Below are 1,110 nucleotides of genomic sequence, written 5' to 3' on the forward strand. Positions count from 1 at the left end.
ACGTCACCAAGCTGCCCGGCCTGGGCAGCTGGCGGCGCCCGCAGGCCGAGCTCGACGAATCGTCGCGGGCGGCGGCGACGTCGGCGACCCGGGTGGCGTCGGTCAGCACGAGCCGGGCGACCTCCGCCAGCGCCGCGGCACCCGCGGCCGACCGCAGGTAGCCGACGTCTTGCGCGCTGAACCGCAGCCCACCACTCAGGAGGGTTTGACCCCGGTCACCATCACGTTGTAGTACCAGCCCTTCGGCACCACACGGCGCCACACGTTGGCGTCCACCCAGCTCAGCGTCTTCCAGCCGTTGAAGGCGAACTTCGCCCAGCCCCAGCCCAGCCGCCCGGGCGGCACCGACGCCTCGAAGGTGCGCACCGGCCAGCCGAACATCGCGGCGGTGAACTCCTCGCTGACGGTCCGCACCTGGGCGGCCCCGGCGTTGGCGGCCATCCGCTCCAGGTCGCCCGGGGTGAAGGTGTGCAGGTCGACGATGGCCTCCAGCGCCGCCGCCCGCGACGATTCGTCGAGCTCGGCCTGCGGGCGCCGCCAGCTGCCCAGGCCGGGCAGCTTGGTGACGTTGGTGGCGATGCGCCAGGTCAGGGTGGACAGCTCGCGGGCGTAGACGTCGCCGGCGCTGGTCGGCTCGCCGGCGAAGACGAACCGGCCGCCCGGGCGCAGCACCCGGATCACCTCGCGCAGCGACAACTCCACATCGGGGATGTGGTGCAGCACCGCGTGGCCGACGACCAGGTCGAAGGTGTTGTCCTCGTACGGGATGCCCTCGGCGTCGGCGACCCGGCCGTCGATGTCGAGGCCCAGCGACTGCCCGTTGCGGGTGGCGACCTTGACCATGCCCGGCGACAGGTCGGTCACCGATCCGCGCCGGGCCACCCCGGACTGGATCAGGTTGAGCAGGAAAAACCCAGTGCCGCAACCCAATTCAAGGGCCCGGTCGTAGGGCAGCTCGCGCCGCACCTCGTCCGGCACGATGGCGTCGAAGCGGCCCCGCGCGTAGTCGATGCAGCGCTGGTCATAGGAGATCGACCACTTGTCGTCGTAGGTCTCGGCTTCCCAGTCGTGGTAGAGCACCTGGGCCAGCTTGCTGTCGTGCCGGGCGGC

1 protein-coding gene and 1 pseudogene are annotated in these 1,110 nt (G+C 71.6%); one reads left to right on the forward strand and one right to left on the reverse strand.

Annotated elements, in window-relative coordinates:
* Positions 1–86 (forward strand): annotated as a pseudogene (locus tag A5624_RS29010) (hypothetical protein); the annotation flags it as partial.
* A gap of 109 nt (positions 87–195) precedes the next feature.
* On the opposite strand, the gene A5624_RS11510 reads toward A5624_RS29010, so the two are convergent.
* Positions 196–1,110: class I SAM-dependent methyltransferase (locus A5624_RS11510; RefSeq protein WP_066866186.1), on the reverse strand; the 915-nt coding region annotated here is incomplete at its 5' end.

The sequence above is a fragment of the Mycobacterium sp. 1482292.6 genome, from assembly GCF_001672995.1.
In the GTDB taxonomy this organism is placed as follows: domain Bacteria; phylum Actinomycetota; class Actinomycetes; order Mycobacteriales; family Mycobacteriaceae; genus Mycobacterium; species Mycobacterium europaeum_A.